Genomic DNA, 17,150 nt, shown 5'->3' on the forward strand with positions numbered 1-17,150 from the left:
TGGTCACTCCTGCTACTCGGCTGCGTCCCCGGCGAACCGCCGCAGCACGGAGTTGAAGTCCTCCGGCTCCTCGACGAACGGCAGATGCCCGGCCTCAACGAACCAACGCAGGACCGCCCCCGGAATCTTCCCGGCCGAATACTCTGCCGCCGAAGGATCCACCACCCCGTCGGCCGAGCCGTGCACCACGAGGGTCGGTTTGTCGACCGCGGCAAGCACCTCACCACTGCCGATGTCCCGCCGGAACAGCGCGCCACGCACCGCGGGCGGCACCGAAAGCGAGCTGCCGAGCATCGCCTGGGCGTACGCGCCGGGCACCTTCGGGCTGGCCTGGGCACGGGTGAACTCGACCAGCGCGGGGATCGCCGCCTCAGCGTCGTCCGAGAGCGCCGCGGGCAGCGCGGCCCGCATGATCGGCCCGGTCGCGCCGCCTTCGCGGTTGCGGCCGATCTCGGTGATCGCGCCAACCAGCACAATGCCGCCGAGCCGTGCGGTGCCGTGCTCGCGCAGGTAGTCCGCGATCACCAGCCCGCCGTAGGACCAGCCGACAACGATCGCGTCCGGACCGGCGAAGTCGAGCACCGCGGCGAGATCTCCGGCCCACTGCGCGGGATCGTCGTAACCGTCCGACGGGACGTCGGAGCCGCCGTGCCCGCGCAGGTCCATCGCGACGAGCCGGAACTGCTCGCGCAGCGCCGGGTCGGCCAGCTGAGCGGACCAGGCAGCGGCGGACTGGGCCCAGCCGTGCACGAAGACGATCGGACGCGCGTTCTCCCGGCCCTCGACGCGCAGTGCGATCCGCACGCCGCCGGCCCCGGTTACCTCAGTGTTCACTTCTACTTGTTAGCAGACGGCCAGTGGATCACTTCACGGCCGAGAGCGACTTCCAGGTCGACCAGTCGTAGAACCAGTCCTTGACGTCGGAGTTGGTCGGGCTGCCCAGCCGCGAGCCGGTGACCTCGACCGGGTCGCCGATCATCGCCGTGTCGAAGTAGGCCTTGGCGTCCGCCTCGAGCAGGTTGACGCAGCCGTGCGAGTTGTTCGTCTTGCCGATCGCGGCCGCGTTGTCCTGGTTCTCGTGGATGAACTCGCCGTGGTTGGAGAACCGGCAGGCCCACTTCTTGTTGACGTTGGTGTAGCCGTAGCGGGCGTTGTCGAACACCGCGTGCGGCTCCTTCGACATGATGATGAAGGTGCCGTTCGGAGTGTTGCGCTGGACGTCCGAGTCCAGGCCGTTGGAGCACGGGTAGCTCGCGCTCTCCGCACCGCCGCGGTAGACCTTCATCACATGGTCCGGGGTGTGGATCTTGACCACCTGGTTGCGGCCGATCTTGAACTTGGTGCTGACGTCCGATTTCACGTAGACGCCCCCGCCGAGGTCCACGCCGTACAGGTTCGCCTCGACCTCGACGGTCGTGTTGGCCGGCCAGTACTCCTTGGGCCGCCAGTCCACCTGGTTCGCCGACAGCCAGGCCCACGAGCCCTCGACGTCCTTGCTGGTCTTGACCTTGAGCGCCTTCTCGACCGCGGCCCGGTCCTTCGGGGCGGCCCCGTTGAACTTCACGCTGATCGGCATCGCGACCCCGACCTCGGCGTCGTCGCCGGGGTTCAGCGTGGCGCGCACCGTCTTGGAGGGGCTGACCGTGGCGAACGACCCCTTGAGCTCGGCGGGCCGCTGGTCGGTGCCGGTCGCCTTGGCCGCGTAGTTGTAGGTCTTGCCGTAGCCGAGCGGTTCGGAACTGGTCCAGGACAGGCCGTCGGGGGCGATCTCGCCCTTGATCTCGTCGCCGCCCTCGTTGGTCAGCTTGACCTCGGTGAGCTTGCCTTCGGTGACCTTCACCACCACCGGCTCGCGCACGCTCGCGTCCTTGGCTCCGACTGCCGGGGTCGCGGTGAGCTTCGCCACCGGGGCGACCGGCTTGCCGCCGTTGTCGCCGCTTCCGCCCTGCGGCACCGCGGTGCCGTCGTTGCTGCCGCCCGAGCACGCGGCGGCCAGCGCCGCCGCACTCGCCGCGGCGACGACCTTGAACACCGTACGGCGCTCGATCACGGTCCTACCTCCACTTGTCCCCCGCACCGGCCTCTCCCACGCACAACAGCGCCGGTGAGCGATTCGACGTTACCTGCGAACCGGAAATTCCTCTCCATCCCGCAAGACGTTTCACCCGGTGCCCGGTTGCTGCCGGTTTCTTGTCGATTGGCTCACCCGGGTTACCCCGGGAACCTCACAACGAACAGTTGATCAGCAGCGGTTCCGGGTGAAGCCGCACACCGAACCGGGCTTCGACGCCGTCGCGGACCTCGCGAGCCAGCGCGAGCAGGTCCACGGTGCTGGCCCCGCCGCGGTTGGTCAGCGCGAGAGTGTGCTTGGCAGACAGCGAAACCCGGCCGCCCGGCCCGGGGTACCCCTTGCCGAACCCAGCCCGCTCGATCAGCCACGCGGCGGACAGCTTCACCCCGCCCTTGGCCGGGTACTGCGGGATCTTCCCCTCGGTCGACTCCGCGATCCGGCTCAGCACCGCTGCCGCTTCTTCCTCGGGAACGATCGGATTGGTGAAGAACGAGCCCGCACTCCACGTGTCGTGATCGGCAGGATCGAGCACCATGCCTTTGCCGCGCCGCAGCCCGAGCACCGCTTCCCGGGCTTGCGCGGCGGGGACTTTCGCATCGATTTCGACACCCAGCGTGCGCGCCAACTCGGCGTACCGGACAGGCGCGGACTGCCCGCTCGGGTCGATCCGGAACCGCACGCTCAGCACCACGCCGCGGTCGGTGCCCTTGAGGACGCTGGTGCGGTAAGCGAAGCCGAGTTCGTCAGCCTTGACCGTCCGCACCTCCTTCGCGGCCCGGTCGTACAACTCGACGGAGACGATCGACTCGGCCACCTCGCCGCCGTAGGCCCCCACGTTCTGGATCGGCGTCGCCCCGACCGAACCCGGGATGCCGGAAAGACACTCAAGCCCGCCGAGACCGTTGTCGACCAGCGCGGAGACGAACGCGTCCCACTCCTGCCCGGCGGCCACCTCGACGATGTCACCGTCGCGGGTCCAGCCGGTGTTGGCGATCCGCACGAGAGTGCCCGCGAAGCCGTCGTCGCCGACCACGAGGTTCGATCCGCCGCCGAGCAGCAGGACTGGCTCACCAGCTTCGTCCGCCTCGCGCACCGCAGCGACGAGTTCCGCCGCGGTGGTCGCGGTGACGAATCGGCGAACCGGCCCTCCGAGACGAAGGGTGGTGAAGTCAGCGAGGCGCGCCGGACCAGGCGTTTCAGCGATGTCCACGGCTATTGACGGTACTGCCCGCCCCCGCCCCGCCCCCTGGGACCGTCCGTGCGGCCCACCCTCATCGACTCCGACTCCCCCAGGGTTCCCCTCACGCCCCTCCTCCGCCCACTGCCGGGATGCGCCCCAATGCCACATTGGGTGCGTCCCACGCACCGAACGCCACATTGGGTGCGTCACATGCACCCAACGCCACATTGGGTGCGTCACATGCACCCAATGCCACATTGGGGCGCAAGCCCCAGCCACCGCGAACCGCGCCGGTGCACCCAACCAACGAGGCACCCAGCCCCTCCCCCGCACCCCGATACGAAGCCTCCCTGCGGGCGGCGGGTGCTTGTCAAGGCATCTTTCCCGCCTTGACCAGCACCCGCCGCCCGTCAGCACAATCAAACTTCGGGGTGGTGGCCCACACCCGAGCGCAAATGTCGCCCGCCAAGGCGACGAGCCGAATCACCGGCCCCCAGGCCACCGCCAAGGCAACACGACCTGCGCCGCCCCCTGGCCCCGCCTCACCGGCTCAGCCGCAGCAACCCACCGCCCGTCCGGCAAAGACTCAACCCCGGTAGCCGCCCCGATCTCCGCGGGAGAAGCCGAGAACACCTGCCCCCGCCGCTGCAGCTCCGCAGTCTCCGGCTGGGCCAGGAATCCCGCCTCCACATCAGCCTTGGCAGAATTCCGCTGCGAAGCCCGGGGCGCGGCAATCGCGTCCTCCAATGACAACCCGCGATCGACCCGCCCCAAAACCACCTGCAGCACCGTAGTAATGATCGAAGCGCCCCCGGGCGACCCAGCAGCGAAGAACGGCTTCCCGTCCCGCAAAACCACAGTAGGAGCCATCGACGACCGAGGCCGTTTCCCCGGACCAGGCAGGTTAGGATCGGGAACGCCGGGAGTGACCGGCACGAACGAGAAGTCGGTCAACTCGTTGTTGAGCAGAAACCCACGACCGGGAACAACAATCCCGCTTCCACCCTCCTGCTCGATAGTCAACGTGTAAGCAACGACGTTCCCCCACCGGTCAGCCACAGTCAGGTGAGTGGTGTTCTCCCCTTCATACGGCGTGGGCGCCCCCGTCGGCCCCGCCGCACAAGGCTGCGGATGCCGGGGATCAGCGGGCGCGACCGGACTGGTCGCAGCGTGGTCCTTGGAGATCAGACAAGCCCGGCTGTCCGCGAACTCCTGGCTGAGCAACTCCCGAGCCGGAACATCGACAAAGGCAGGATCCCCGATCCACCGATTCCGGTCGGCGAAGGCAAACCGCGAAGCCTCCAGAAAATACTGCAGATAATCCGCCTTGCCCGCCCCCCGAAGATCGTAATTCTCCAGAATATTCAGAGCCTCGCCCACCGTAAGCCCGCCGGACGAAGGCGCGGGCATCCCGTAGACATCCAGCCCGCGGTACCGCGTATGCGTGGGCACCCGCTCAACAGCCTGATACGCCGCGAGATCGGCAGCAGAAAGCTTCCCCGGCCGAACCTTCAGCGAAGAAGCCGGATCCACCGGCGGCCGCTGCACGGTCCGGGCGATATCCGCCCCGACTTCCCCTCGGTACAGCACATCGGTCCCCCGCCGCGCCAACTGCCCATACGTAGCGGCCAGATCCGGGTTCCGGAACACCGTCCCCGGCGCCGGCGGCTGTCCCCCGGGCAGATACAACGACCGAGTCGAGGGAAACGCAGCGAACCGATCAGCGTTGTGCGCCACCTGATCATGGAACGTCTGATCAACCACGAACCCCTTGCGCGCCAACCGCTCCGCCGGAGCGATCGACTGCGCGAGCGAACGCGTCCCCCACTTGCGCAACGCGTCGCGCCACGTAGCCGGAGTACCGGGCACCCCCACGCTCAACCCGCTGGTGACCGCGTCCGCGAACGGCAACGGTTTGCCGTTCTCCACGAAGAGGTTCTCGTCCGCGGTCTCGGGCGCGGTCTCCCGCCCGTCGAGCGTGTGGACCTTGCCGGTTTTCGCGTCGTAGTACACGAAGAACCCGCCTCCGCCGATGCCGGCCGAGAACGGGTCCGTGACGCCTAGCGCGGCCGCGACGGCGACCGCCGCGTCGACGGCGTTTCCGCCGCCGCGCAGCACCTGCGTGCCGATGGCCGTGGCGTCGGCGTCGATGCTCGACACCGCGCCGAGGTAGCCGGTCGCGACAGGCGATTTGGGAGTGGGAACGGCGGCCGAGGCGCTGGCCGCCCCGGCCGTGGACACCAGAGCGGCCACGGAGAGCACCGCGAGGATTCGCTTTCCGGTCGTGGGCATGCGGGCGAGTCTGCCCCGCGGCGGAACCGGTGTCCACACTCACTTCGAGGCCGCCATCGCCACCGCGGTCAGGGTCGCCAGCCCGCCGACCCCCACCGCCCCGACGACCAGACCGGCGATCGCCGCGACCGAGGCGGCCAGCCGCACCGCCAGCCCGGCGATCCAGCGCAGCACCCGGACCACCGCGATCAGCACGATCAAAGCGAGCACGAGCACCGCAGCCGGCACGCCTTGCCCGCCGCCCTGCGCGGCGGCCAGCACGGTGGTCATATCCGCGCTGCTATCCGCGGTTCGCGCAGGTTCTCCCGCCCGAATTCGCGCATGTTCTCGTACGCCCGCCTGCGCATCTCCTCGCGCGCCCGCACCCGCCTGCGTTCCGAACCCAGCTGCCACACCCAGCGCCAGCCGACCGCTGTCGCGACGACGGAACCAGCGAGGGTCACCAGGAAGGCCTGCCCGACGAGACCGTGGAGCGATTCGAGGCTCAGCAACACCAGCAGCGCCCACACCTGAGCGACGGTGAACGGGATGACCAGAGCTGCCGCGTACACCCCCCGACGCCAGCGAACCGGCTGAGGAGCGGGAAGAAACGGTTCCATGACTGCCTCCCTCGGTGGTGTGTTTCCAGAAAACCCCGGCGGGGCCGGGAAATCTGTGTCAGCTGACACGTTCAGCGGGCGAGCCTGCGCAATTCCGCAAGCCGGTGGATGGTCACCTTCCCGCGGGCGGTGCTGATCACCCCCTGGCGGCGGAGTTCCCGCGTCACCCTTGCCCACGATTCGCGCGAAATCGCTGCCGTCATAGCGAGTTCTGCTTGCGTTCCGGGCACCGCGACTTCGATGTCCGTTCCTCGCCGCACGCCGTGCTGCACCGCGAGCTGCATCAGCTGCGCGGCGACGCGGCGGGTGGCCGTCCCGCCGCCGATGTCGAGCCATTGCCGTCCGACGTCGCGCATCCGGTCGGCGAGGACTTGGAGCAGCGCCCAGGAAATCGCGGCCTCGCGCCGGCACAGCGCGACGAACCGCGCGGCGGGCACGACCAGCACGTCCAGTTCGTCGAGTGCTTGCACGGTCGCCGACCTCCGTCCGCCGTCGATCACGGCCAGTTCGCCGATCACGTCGCCCGCGCCGCGGACGCCGATCACGACCTCGCGCCCGTCCGGCGTCGCGTTGGTGATCCGGACGTGCCCGGCGAGGAGGAGAAGCACGACCGAGGCTCGCTCGCCTTCGCGGCAGAGGACGTCCCCGCGCCGGTAAGCCCTGCGGACGGACAGCTCTTCGAACTTCGCCCGGTCCGCGGCGCCCAGCGCCGGCCAGAACCCGATCGCTTCCACGGCGGTCCCCCCTCCTCGTCGTCGGCCGGACCGGTCAGGCGATCAGTCCCGCTCCCGGCCGGACGGCGTCGGTGGTGCGGACCCAGCCGCGGGTCCGCTGCCCGCCGACGCGCACGTGGAAGGCGTGTGCGAAGGAGCTGCGGTCGATCCCGGCATAGCCGTGCCGGACGACCGACCGGTGGATCGCGTTCGAGACGACGAGCGCGAGCGGCCCCGAGGAGCTGCGCAGCCTGCGTCTCAGGTCAGGGGCGTCGAGGAGGCGGCAGGCGATGTCGATGTCCTCGCCGTAGGGCCCGTGCGCGTCGTAGTGCACCTCGCCGGCGTGCACCGAAACGCGCAGCCGGAAGGCCAGTTCGGGGTCCTGGTCGCCGTGCCGGGCGAGCAGTTCGGTCAGCGCGGGCACCACGCGGGCGAGCAGGACCGTCTTCGGGACCTCGTCGACGGGCCGGACGAGGCACAGCGCCCCGTCGCCCCGGTCCACGAACGGATCCCGGAACTGCTCCGTGATGCCGCCGGCCCGGAACGCCTCGTCGAGCAGGTCGAACAGGACCGAACGGAGCCCGGCCCGAGCCGGGTTCGTACGGGTGGTCGACCCTTCGATGTCGACGACCACGATGGCTCGGTGTACTGGTGCCTGTACTGCTGAGGTGTCCATGACCGCCCCCCTATTTCAGGAAGCTACTGAAATCTAGTAGACTTTCACAGCAGCTACTATAAGGGTGGGCCCGGACTGAAACAATGGTGTCGCGCACACGACATCTTCGGTTCAGGTGCGGGTCTAGTCCGAGATTGGCAACCCCTGAACGCTCGCCGACACTCGACCCCGGCCCGTCCGGCCACCCCGGCGTCCCGGGTGTAGAATCCCCGCCATTCACGCCTGACTGAACTTCACTGAAGGGTCTGAAGTCGTGTCTCAGCCCAATCCCGCGCTCGCCGCTCGCCTGCGTACCCTGCGCAAGGAGAGCTGGTCCGACGTGGTGCTCACCCAGAAGCAGCTCGCCGAGGCCTTCGGCGTGAGCACCGGCCTGCTGTCGTCGTGGGAGAACGTGGCGAAACCGGTGACGCCCCCGCCTCATCGCCTGGAGGCGTACGCGACCTTCTTCGCCACCCGCCGTTCGGTGCAGGGTCCCAATCTTCATCTGCTGGACACAGAGAACCTGACGGACGACGAGCACACCGTCCGCAAGGAGCTGCTCGCGGAGCTGCAGGCACTGCGCGGCGACCTCGACGACCCGCCGGCCCAGCCCGTCTTCGCGCCCTCGAGCCTGTGGCACTTCCCGCCGAACCAGGACATCGTGATCGTCTGCGCGCAGCTGCCGGAGAAGTACCGGATCGCCTACACCGACCCGTCGAGCCCGGACTACGTGAACCTCTACACCTACGCCGACCCGGACGCGCTGCTCGAGCTCTACGGCCACATCCGCGCGTGCAACCCGGCGAGCGACGTCACCTTCCGCACCACCGACCAGAACACGACGCTGTCGGCGGACGAGTACACCGCGCACCTGGTGCTGCTCGGCGGCGTCGACTGGAATCCGCAGACCCGCGCGCTGCTCGACCGGGTCGACGTGCCGGTCCGCCAGATCAGCCGCAAGGGCGACGAGGAGCAGCTGGAAACCGGGTTCGAAGTGACCCGCCCGGACGGCACGACCCAGATGTTCAGCGCCAAACTGCGCAACGGAATCCTGCTCGAAGACGTCGCGCACTTCTACCACGGCGTCAGCCCGCTCAACCGCAAGCGCACCGTGACCGTGTGCAACGGAATGTACGGCCGCGGCACCCTCGGGGCCGTACGAGCGCTGACCGACCGCCGCTTCCGCGATCGCAACCAGGCCTACCTCGACCAGCGCTTCGCGGGCGCGGATTCCTTCAGCATCATCAGCCGGGTCCCGGTCTTCGACAACCAAGGGCTCACCCCTGACTGGACCCTGCCTGAAAACCGGCTGCACGAGTGGCCAGAATCGAGCCTCACATGACCGCGACCGTCGCAGCGCCGGCGCAGCACACGACGCATCAGCGGCTGCTGCATCACGTCGCCGCCGAAGACGCGCCGCAGGCAAGGCTGGACGCGATCGTCGTGCCCAACGGCCGCCCCGCCGCCTACCTCAAGGACGCTTTCCGCGCCGCCCGCGAAGTCGACGCCACGCTTCTGCTGCTGTGCAGCAAGAACGCGCGCGCGACCGACGCGGTGCTCGCCGCGAAGCGCGCCGGGGTGCGAGTCCGCGCGATCGACACCGACGAGGCAGCGGGTCTCGGCGCCGTTCCGCCGTTCGCGACAAGCAGGCTGCTGCAGGCGAAGCGTTTGCTGCGCCGCACCGACACGAGTTTCAAACGCAACCTCGGCGTGCTCGTCGCCGATCTGGCGGGCTGGCAGCGCATCCTGTTCCTCGACGACGACATCCGGCTGTTCCCGAGCAAGGACATCCCGCTTCCGCGGCCCAGCAACCTGCGCGCCGCCGCGGGACTGCTCGACGAGTACGCCGCGGCGGGCCTCGCCAACATCGGGATGCCGGACAACTCCGTGGTGTGCCACGCCTATCGCGAGTCCGGAGGAAAGCAGGACACGTTCGTCGGCGGCGGCGCGCTGGCGGTCGGGCGCGACGCGTTCTCCTCGTTCTTCCCGGACATCTACAACGAGGACTGGTTTTTCCTCCTCAGCGGAACCGGATTGCGCGCCACCGCGGTCACCAGCTTCGCCTACCAGCACGACTACGACCCCTTTCGCAACACTGTGCGCGCCCGGTCGGAGGAACTGGGCGACACGCTCGCCGAGGGGATCTACTGCCTGCTGGACAACGGTCTCGGCATCGCCGACGCGACCGCCGCGTACTGGGCGGGCTTCCTGGAAAGCCGCCGGGCGTTCATCCGCACCACGCTGCGCCAGGTCCAGGACGCGCCGTACCTGACCGGTGGATACGAGGAGCGGATGAGCGCGGCGCTGAAGGCCGCGCACGGCCGCAGCCTGCTGATCGAACCGGACCTGTGCGTGCGGTACCTGCGCGCTTGGCAGCGGGACCGGGACACGTGGGAGACGCATCTGCTGTCGCTGCGCGCGCGGCACGGTTCGACTGGCGACCCCGACGCCGCTTTCGACACGCTGGGGATCGCGGAGATCGTGCACAAGTCCTGAAGGCTCAGCCTTCGCCGCAGGCGCGGCCGGCTAGCGGTGCGGGACGGTCGTCCGGCAGCCGCTTCACCAGTACGTGGCAGCGCTCGGCCTCGGAAATCGTGCGCCCGTCCGGCGAAACGCGCTCGGCGTAGCAGACGACCGTGCCATGGCCCCAGTCGTGGTAGCCGAGGCGGCGGTACAGCCTCGCGGCGCGGGTGTTGTCCGTGCGGACCGCGAGCGCGCCCAGGGCGTGCCCATGGCCGACCAGGTAATCCTCGACCGCACGCACGAGAGCCGCGCCGATGCCGCGATTGCGCGCCTCCGGGGCCACCTCCAGATGGGTCAGCAGCGGGACGCCCGGCAGATGGCCGCGGATCGGCGGTTCCTCGGCGTCCTCGAGCCAGAGGTACACGTCGCCGACCGGCCGCGCGGAGCACCACGCGGCGAACAGGACGCCGAGCCCCTTCGCCTGCCGGGTGAACCGGTCCTCGAAAAACCCCTGGTCGCCGAGGATCTCCGCCAGCGCCGCGAGGTCCGCCTGCTCAGCCGGCCGGATCGAGACGTCGCCCATCAACGCCGACTCCTGTCCGCGGGACCGGGGCACGCGAGCGGCAGGCCCGGGCCGCGGTCCTGATCTTGGCCGCCCGGCCTCAAGGGTAAGTGCGCGCCTGGGAGCCGCGAAGACGGCGAATGCCGCAGCGCGGTCCCGCGAACGGAGCAACCGGCCGCCCCGCGCCGCCGCGCCCCTCCCCCGTTTTCCACGTTTCCCATACACCCCGGGACGAACGGATTCAAACGGAAACCGCGTAGTAGTGCGGAAAACCGCGTCTGTGGCGGAGTTCGGCGCGCAAATGAGCGGTCGACTGGAAGGGATTTAGCGAATTCAGTCGTGCTCGCGGACAAGCGGCAGGCGGGGCCGGCCGTGCGACTGCGGGCGGAAAGCCAGTTGAACGACCGTTTCCGGGCACACCGGGCTTCCGGATACCCCTAAGCTACCGCGTTCCTAGATCAGGTCCAGCGGATCCAGCTGCACCCGCACCGGCTCGACCGCTTTCCGGGCGTCCCGGCGGGCCACCGCGTCGCGCACCACCGTCGCCAGTGCGCGGCCGTCCGGTCGGGCCACCCGCACCAGCGCCCGTTCTCGTTCCGCGTTGCCCTCGTCGTCGTAATCGCCCAGCGGGACCGGGCCGAGCACCTCGCCGCTGCCGGGCAGCGGAAGGTCGTCGAGCACGCTCGCCACCGCGGCCGGGCTCCCCTCGACGCTCGCCATCCGCATCGCGGGCGGGAAACCCAGCTCCCGGCGCTGTTCCAGTTCCTGGCTCGCGTGCCAGCCCGGATCCCAGCGCACCAGTGCCTGCACCACCGCCAGCCCGGCTTCCGCGCCGACGATCACCCGGCCCCCGCCCGACGCCGGGCGGACCAGCGCGCCGGCGGCCATCCAGCGGCGGAGAGTCTCTTCCGCGGCACGCAGATCCTGCCGTCCCAGCAACGCCCAGCCGTCCAGCAGCAGCGCCGCGCCGTAACCGCCTTCGGCGACCGGCTCCGCGCCCGGCGTGCAGACCACCAGCGCCGGACGGCCCGGGACGGTCGCCAGGACTTCGGTCGCGCCGGAGGTCCGGACCGGAACCCCGGGGAAGGCCCGGCCCAGTTCTTCCGCGGTGCGTTTCGCGCCGACCACCACGGCCCGCAACCGGACGGAACCGCAAGCAGGGCACCGGAAAGCGGTCTCCGGGACACCGCACCACCGGCACGCGGGCGGACGCGGGGCGCCGTCCGCCGACCCGCCGGGCAACGCGAGCGGACCGGCGCAGCGACGGCAGTGGGCGGGCGTCCGGCATTGGCCGCACGACAATCCGGGAACGTAACCGCGGCGCGGAACCTGGACCAAGGCCGGCAATCCGGCGGCGAAAGCCTGGCGCGCAGCCTCGAACGCGACCGCGGGCAGCCGGGCGACCCGAGCTGCTTCGTCACGCGCCACGTCGAAGTCCTCGCCGACCGGGGTCACGCGCGGGGCGGCGGCGCGGAGTCCGGCGCGATCGGCCTGGATCTGTTGCGCCCAGCCGGATTCCACCAGCAGCTGCGCTTCGGCGGTCCGGGCGAACCCGCCGACCAGGAACGCCGATTTCGTGGCGTGGGCCCGATCCATCAGCACATCCCGCACGTGCGGGTACGGGGCATGCGGATCCAGGTGCAGATCGTCGCCGTCGTCCCAGACGACGAACAGCCCGGGATCGGCGACGGGCGCGAACATCGCCGCGCGAGTGCCGACCACCACGCGGACCGCGCCGCGCAGCACGGAAAGCCAGCGCCGGTACCGTTCGGCCGGCCCCAACCCGGCGATCAGCGCGGCGACGCCCTGCTCCCCCACCAGTTCGATGCACGCCTCGTGCACCCGCGTGAGGTCGCGGTGGTCCGGGACCACCAGGACCGCGCCCCGGCCTTGGGCGGCCGCGGTGGCGGCCGCTTCGGCGAGGCGGCGCGGCCAGTCTTCGCCGGGCAGGGCTTGCCAGACCGCGTTCGCCTGGCGGGATTCGGCGATCGCTTCCAAGAACGCTTCACCGCGTTGGTAGCGGGACCAGGCGGAGATGTCCGGGGCGTCCGGGGCGGGGGCCGGTTCCGCAGGGGGTTCGCCTTCCGCCTTCGCGTGCCTTGGCGGCAGGGCCAGGCGCAGGACGTCGGAGAGGGTTCCGGCGTAGCGATCGGCTACCGAGCGGCAGACGGCGTGCAGAGAAGGCGGGAGGACGGGTTCGCTCGAGGTGACTCGCTCCAGGTAGGCGAGTTTTCGCTCGTACTCCGTCGTGTCAGTGCGTTCGATGAGGTAGCCGTCGACCAGCTGGCCGGCGAAACGCACCCGGACCCGGCAGCCGGGGACCGCGGATTCGTGCAGTTTTTCCGGGACTTGGTAGTCGAAGGTGCGGTCGAGGTGGGCCAGCGGGATGTCTACGGCGATCTTCGCGACGGGCAGTTCCGGGGCGGGGGTTTGCTGGCCTTTGCGGGAGCGGGCGGGTTTGCGGGCGGGCTTTTTCGCCGGGGTGGCCTTCGGCTCCGGGGTGGAGCGCGAAGGCTCCGGGAGGTCCCATAGGGGGGTGGGTTCGGAGCTGGTCACTTGGAGATCTCTACCAGACGGGGGCGACAAGGCTGTCGTCTCGTAGGGAGAAGGTGCGGCGGGGCACCCCGAACCGTTGAGCGCAGCGGCTGCGGTTTGAGGACATTCGGCCGCCCCCGAAAGCCGTGAAGGGCCCCTTGCGGGAATGAGATTCCCGCAAGGGGCCCTTCACGGACCCAAAGCTCAGCGGGGTCAGGCGCCGGCCAGCGAGCGCAGGGCGTCGGCGCGGGCAGTGCTTTCCCACGGGAGGTTCAGGTCCGGGCGGCCGAAGTGGCCGTACGCCGCGGTGGGGGCGTAGATCGGGCGGAGCAGGTCCAGGTCGCGGATGATCGCGGCGGGACGCAGGTCGAAGACCTCGCTGATGGCCGACTGGATCTTGGTCGGGTCGACTGTTTCGGTGCCGAACGTCTCGACGAACAGGCCCACCGGAGCGGCCTTGCCGATCGCGTACGCGACCTGCACCTCGACCCGTCCGGCCAGGCCCGCGGCGACCACGTTCTTGGCCACCCAGCGCATCGCGTACGCGGCCGAACGGTCCACCTTGGACGGGTCCTTGCCGGAGAACGCGCCGCCGCCGTGGCGGGCCATGCCGCCGTAGGTGTCGACGATGATCTTGCGGCCGGTGAGCCCGGCGTCGCCCATCGGGCCGCCGATCACGAAGCGGCCGGTGGGGTTCACCAGGAGGCGGGTGCTGTCGGTGTCGAGGCCCAGTTCGGCCAGTTCCGGCTCCACGACGTGCTTCTTCACGTCGACCCCGAGCATCTGCTCCAGGTCGATCCCGTCCGCGTGCTGGGTGGAGACCACGACGGTGTCGAGCCGCACCGGCTGTTCGCCCGCGTACTCGATGGTGACCTGGGTCTTGCCGTCGGGACGCAGGTACGGCAGCACGCCGTCCTTGCGGACCGCGGTCAGGCGGCGCGACAGGCGGTGCGCGAGCGCGATCGGGAGCGGCATCAGCTCAGGCGTGTCCGAGCAGGCGTAGCCGAACATCAGGCCCTGGTCGCCCGCGCCCTGGCGGTTGATCTCGTCCTCGTCCGATTCCACGCGCGACTCGTACGCCGTGTCGACGCCCTGGGCGATGTCCGGAGACTGCGAGCCGATCGCGACGTTCACGCCGCAGGAGTTGCCGTCGAAGCCCTTGGCCGACGAGTCGTAGCCGATGCGCAGGATGACGTCCCGCACGATGGTGGGGATGTCCGCGTACGCCTCGGTCGTCACCTCGCCCGCGACATGCACCTGGCCCGTCGTGATCAGGGTCTCGACGGCGACCCGGCTGCGCGGGTCCTTGGTCAGCAGGCCGTCGAGGATCGAGTCGCTGATGGCGTCACAGATCTTGTCGGGGTGGCCTTCAGTCACGGATTCCGACGTGAACAGCCTTTTCGTGGACGCAGACACGACCTCGTCACTTCCCTCGGTCAAGCGATGGCGCCCCACCGGTATTTCAGGCGCTCCTGGCACAGCCCACCCTACCCAGCGGGCCTGTAGCTAGAGTCGACGTTCAATCAACGCTGTTACGGCATCCCACAATGTGGCCGCCAGCCGGGCTTTAGCGCCTTGCGAGATGACCTGCTCAGTGCCGTCCGCGGCGAGCAGCCAGCCCGAATTGTCCTCGGTGCCGAAGGCTTTTCCGTCGCCGACCGCGTTGACCACGAGCAGATCCGCGCCCTTGCGGCGGAGCTTGGCGCGGGCGTGGTCGAGCACGCTGCCGTTCTCGTCGCCGGTTTCCGCGGCGAAACCCACCACGATCTGCCCGGAACGCCGTCCTTGCACCACTTCGGCGAGGATGTCGGCGTTGCGGTCGAGCGTGATGACCGGGTCCGGGCTGTCGTCGGACTTCTTGATCTTGTGGTCGGCCGGCGTCGCGGGCCGGAAATCCGCGACCGCGGCGGCCATCACGACGACATCCGCGTCCGCCGCGGCGGCGTGCACCGCTTTGCGCATTTCCTCGGCGGTGGACACGCGTTGCAGCGTCGCGCCCGCCGGAGACGGCAGTTCGTCGGTGTGCCCGGCGACCAGCGTCACCTCGGCGCCGCGTTGCGCGGCGACCCGGGCGAGCGCGAAGCCCTGTTTGCCCGACGATCGGTTGCCCAGGTAACGGACCGGGTCGAGCGGTTCGCGGGTGCCGCCCGCGGAGATCACCACGCGGAGGCCCTCGAGGTCGCGCGGCAGCGCGCGAGGCTCGGCGAGCAGCAGCCGGGCCAGGTCGACGATCTCGGCAGGGTCGGCGAGCCGTCCCTTGCCGGTGTCGACGCCGGTCAGCCTGCCCGCCGCGGGTTCGGTGACGACCAGGCCGCGCGAGCGCAGCAGCGCCACGTTGTCGCGGGTGGCCGGGTGCTCCCACATCTCGGTGTGCATCGCCGGGAAGAAGGCGACCGGGCACCGGGCGGTGAGCAGGGTGTTCGTCAGGAGGTCGTCGGCGAGCCCGTGCGCGGCCTTGGCCAGCAGGTTCGCGGTCGCCGGGACGACCAGCACGAGGTCGGCCTCTTTGCCGACCCGCACGTGCTGCACCTCGGGCACCTCGGTGAACACCCCGGTGTGCACCGGGTTCCCCGACAGCGCCTCGAAGGTCGCCGCGCCGACGAAGTTCAGCGCGGCCTCGGTGGGCACGACGCGGACGTCGTGCCCGGATTCGGTGAGGCCCCGCAGGACCTCGCACGCCTTGTAGGCGGCGATGCCGCCGCCCACGCCCAGGACGACCCTGGGCTTGGCGTCATTCACCCTCGGTGTGCTCGAGCAGCCCGCCGTGGATCTCGCGCAGCGCGATCGACAGCGGCTTTTCGCGGGGGCCGGGCTCGACCAGCGGGCCGACGTACTCCAGCAGGCCCTCGCCCAGCTGCGCGTAGTAGTCGTTGATCTGCCGGGCCCGCTTGGCCGAGTAGATCACCAGCGCGTACTTCGAGGAGACCTTCTCGAGCAGGTCGTCGATCGGCGGGTTGGTGATGCCTTCGAGCTCTTCCAGCGTCGCCTGTTGCACAGTCACTCGTGGTGCTCCGTATCGTCACATCGATCGGCGGCAGAATCGCCACCGCCGGTAATCAAGTCTAGCAACCGCCGCGCGGCGACCTCGACGTCGGCGTTCACGACCCGTTCGTCGAACTCCCCCGCCGCGGCCAGTTCGCGTTCCGCCTCGGCCAGCCGGGCGGCCACCGCGGCCTCGGTCTCGGTGCCCCGGCCGGTGAGCCTGCCGACCAGTTCTTCCCAGGACGGCGGCATCAGCATGACCAGCCGTGCCTCCGGCATCGCGGCCCGGACCTGGCGCGCGCCCTGCAGTTCGATCTCCAGCACCGCCGGACGGCCGTCCGCCAACGCCTTCTCGACCGGCTCGCGCGGCGTCCCGTACCGGTTGCCCGCGAACTCGGCCCACTCCAGCAGCCGGTTCCCGGCCACCATCCGGTCGAATTCGGCGGAATCCACGAAGTGGTAATGGTTTCCGTCGACCTCGCCCGGCCGCGGCGCCCGCGTCGTCACCGAAACGCTGAAGTACAGGTTCGGCTCGAGCAGGCGCAGCTGTCCCACCACACTCGACTTCCCGACGCCGGAAGGGCCGGAGACGACGGTGAGCCGGGGGCGGGAGAGATCTCCTGCCACCGGCTCACTGCCGCGGTCGGCGCCCCGGGTCACCGGGTAGTCCTGACCGACGCCGCTCACTCGCCGCTGAACTCGGCCAGCAGCGCCTTGCGCTGCCGGTCGCCGAGCCCGCGGAGCCTGCGGCTGGGGGCGATCTCCAGTCGTTCCATCGTCTGCTGGGCGCGCACCTTGCCGACGCCGGGGAGCGCCTCGAGCAAGGCCGAAACCTTCATCTTGCCGAGGACTTCGTTCTCCTCGGCCTGCTTCAGCACGTCGACCAGAGTGGTACCGCCCCGCTTCAGCCGCTCCTTCAGCTCAGCACGGATGCGGCGGGCGGCGGCGGCCTTCTCCAGCGCCGCAGCACGCTGTTCCTCTGTCAGCTGGGGAAGTGCCACGTTTTCCTCCGGTAGTTCTCACATCTGGGTGGGTGACGCGACGGTACCCACCCCTGAGCAGGGGCCACAATGCGGGGGTGGCTGGTGGAGCGCGATT

General features: G+C 70.0%; 17 protein-coding genes. 2 read left to right on the forward strand and 15 right to left on the reverse strand.

Annotated features, from left to right (window positions below):
- Positions 1 to 12 precede the first annotated feature (12 nt).
- The 8 genes from H4281_RS09030 to H4281_RS09065 all read right to left on the reverse strand — a co-directional run bounded on the left by H4281_RS09030 (position 13) and on the right by H4281_RS09065 (position 7,531).
- On the reverse strand, positions 13 to 834 hold the full coding sequence (locus tag H4281_RS09030) for an alpha/beta fold hydrolase (protein ID WP_182890426.1): 822 nt from the start codon (positions 832 to 834) through the stop codon (positions 13 to 15).
- A 28-nt stretch (positions 835 to 862) separates the two neighbouring features.
- Complete coding sequence (locus tag H4281_RS09035; protein WP_182890427.1) at positions 863 to 2,050, reverse strand: L,D-transpeptidase; 1,188 nt, start codon at positions 2,048 to 2,050, stop codon at positions 863 to 865.
- A gap of 175 nt (positions 2,051 to 2,225) precedes the next feature.
- Positions 2,226 to 3,281, reverse strand: coding sequence for a UDP-N-acetylmuramate dehydrogenase (locus H4281_RS09040; protein ID WP_182890428.1), 1,056 nt, complete (start codon positions 3,279 to 3,281; stop codon positions 2,226 to 2,228).
- A 453-nt stretch (positions 3,282 to 3,734) separates the two neighbouring features.
- A complete protein-coding gene (gene ggt, locus H4281_RS09045; RefSeq protein WP_182890429.1) occupies positions 3,735 to 5,543 on the reverse strand; it encodes a gamma-glutamyltransferase in 1,809 nt (602 codons plus the stop codon).
- Between the two features lie 39 nt (positions 5,544 to 5,582).
- Positions 5,583 to 5,813 (reverse strand): hypothetical protein, encoded by a 231-nt coding sequence (locus tag H4281_RS09050; RefSeq protein WP_182890430.1) that lies wholly within the window; start codon positions 5,811 to 5,813, stop codon positions 5,583 to 5,585.
- Positions 5,810 to 6,142, reverse strand: coding sequence for a hypothetical protein (locus H4281_RS09055; RefSeq protein ID WP_237598801.1), 333 nt, complete (start codon positions 6,140 to 6,142; stop codon positions 5,810 to 5,812). Before H4281_RS09055 ends, H4281_RS09050 begins: the two co-directional genes overlap by 4 nt.
- A 71-nt stretch (positions 6,143 to 6,213) precedes the next feature.
- Entirely contained in the window at positions 6,214 to 6,876 is a 663-nt protein-coding gene (locus tag H4281_RS09060; protein ID WP_182890431.1) for a Crp/Fnr family transcriptional regulator, read from the reverse strand.
- A gap of 34 nt (positions 6,877 to 6,910) precedes the next feature.
- Entirely contained in the window at positions 6,911 to 7,531 is a 621-nt protein-coding gene (locus H4281_RS09065; RefSeq protein ID WP_182890432.1) for a hypothetical protein, read from the reverse strand.
- Between the two features lie 253 nt (positions 7,532 to 7,784).
- Between H4281_RS09065 and H4281_RS09070 the strand changes: the two genes are divergently transcribed.
- Positions 7,785 to 8,852: a helix-turn-helix domain-containing protein gene (locus H4281_RS09070; RefSeq protein WP_182890433.1), complete on the forward strand. Its 1,068-nt coding sequence runs from the start codon at positions 7,785 to 7,787 to the stop codon at positions 8,850 to 8,852.
- Positions 8,849 to 10,006, forward strand: a complete 1,158-nt coding sequence (locus tag H4281_RS09075) for a hypothetical protein (protein WP_182890434.1) — start codon at positions 8,849 to 8,851, stop codon at positions 10,004 to 10,006. Before H4281_RS09070 ends, H4281_RS09075 begins: the two co-directional genes overlap by 4 nt.
- A gap of 4 nt (positions 10,007 to 10,010) precedes the next feature.
- On the opposite strand, the gene H4281_RS09080 is transcribed toward H4281_RS09075, so the two are convergent.
- The 7 genes from H4281_RS09080 to mihF all read right to left on the reverse strand — a co-directional run bounded on the left by H4281_RS09080 (position 10,011) and on the right by mihF (position 17,053).
- A complete protein-coding gene (locus H4281_RS09080) occupies positions 10,011 to 10,556 on the reverse strand; it encodes a GNAT family N-acetyltransferase (protein ID WP_182890435.1) in 546 nt (181 codons plus the stop codon).
- 432 nt (positions 10,557 to 10,988) lie between these two features.
- Positions 10,989 to 13,091, reverse strand: a complete 2,103-nt coding sequence (locus H4281_RS09085) for a primosomal protein N' (RefSeq protein WP_182890436.1) — start codon at positions 13,089 to 13,091, stop codon at positions 10,989 to 10,991.
- 192 nt (positions 13,092 to 13,283) lie between these two features.
- Positions 13,284 to 14,486, reverse strand: a complete 1,203-nt coding sequence (gene metK, locus H4281_RS09090) for a methionine adenosyltransferase (protein WP_182890437.1) — start codon at positions 14,484 to 14,486, stop codon at positions 13,284 to 13,286.
- A 90-nt stretch (positions 14,487 to 14,576) separates the two neighbouring features.
- Entirely contained in the window at positions 14,577 to 15,809 is a 1,233-nt protein-coding gene (coaBC, locus tag H4281_RS09095) for a bifunctional phosphopantothenoylcysteine decarboxylase/phosphopantothenate--cysteine ligase CoaBC (RefSeq protein ID WP_182890438.1), read from the reverse strand.
- Positions 15,802 to 16,071, reverse strand: coding sequence for a DNA-directed RNA polymerase subunit omega (gene rpoZ / locus H4281_RS09100; protein WP_020658117.1), 270 nt, complete (start codon positions 16,069 to 16,071; stop codon positions 15,802 to 15,804). The genes coaBC and rpoZ overlap by 8 nt, the downstream gene beginning before the upstream one ends.
- Positions 16,068 to 16,739: a guanylate kinase gene (gene gmk / locus H4281_RS09105; RefSeq protein WP_182890439.1), complete on the reverse strand. Its 672-nt coding sequence runs from the start codon at positions 16,737 to 16,739 to the stop codon at positions 16,068 to 16,070. The genes rpoZ and gmk overlap by 4 nt, the downstream gene beginning before the upstream one ends.
- Positions 16,736 to 17,053: an integration host factor, actinobacterial type gene (gene mihF / locus H4281_RS09110; RefSeq protein WP_003096398.1), complete on the reverse strand. Its 318-nt coding sequence runs from the start codon at positions 17,051 to 17,053 to the stop codon at positions 16,736 to 16,738. The genes gmk and mihF overlap by 4 nt, the downstream gene beginning before the upstream one ends.
- Between the last annotated feature and the right edge of the window lie 97 nt (positions 17,054 to 17,150).

Origin of the sequence: Amycolatopsis dendrobii (genome assembly GCF_014145675.1) — a bacterium.
Classification (GTDB): domain Bacteria; phylum Actinomycetota; class Actinomycetes; order Mycobacteriales; family Pseudonocardiaceae; genus Amycolatopsis; species Amycolatopsis dendrobii.